Here is a 419-nt window from a genome sequence, read left to right as displayed (position 1 = left end):
CGTTAGTGCTTTCGAGAGTTTTGTGAAACTAATACTACCTTTTGTCATTTTTGCTGTTTCTTTCAACGTGAAAAGCTATCAGCCGATCTCGTTTGAAGAGTTTGTAAGTGAATGTACATCAGATTTAGCAAAATTTGCTCGCTATAAACGCCATTGTTCTTCTTATCTATTTGGCTATTTAGACGCATCGAAAAGTAACAGTAAGTATTCCAATTGCCTCAGTAAAGAAACACCTGAGACTTTGCTTGAAAAGCTAAAACTATTATTGGTAAATAATACAAAACTAGGCAAATATAAGTTTAATGACGGGCTAAAAGAGTCAGTAGCCAATATTTGCAAAAAAAGCACTAACAAAGTTGTAAACGCGGACAAATAACAGTTGGCTTTGTTCGTGCCTCACAAATTTTAGCCAACTATTA

Annotated in this window: 1 protein-coding gene; it reads left to right on the top strand. The window is 34.6% G+C overall.

What is annotated here, in order from left to right; all coding sequences use genetic code 11:
• On the top strand, positions 1-376 hold a 376-nt coding region (locus ACGHEH_RS21790), incomplete at its 5' end, for a hypothetical protein (protein ID WP_390449910.1).
• Positions 377-419: the final 43 nt, after the last annotated feature.

Origin of the sequence: Pseudoalteromonas sp. MTN2-4 (assembly GCF_042848605.1) — a bacterium.
Lineage (GTDB): Bacteria > Pseudomonadota > Gammaproteobacteria > Enterobacterales > Alteromonadaceae > Pseudoalteromonas.
This window is presented reverse-complemented; position numbering and strand designations above follow the sequence as displayed.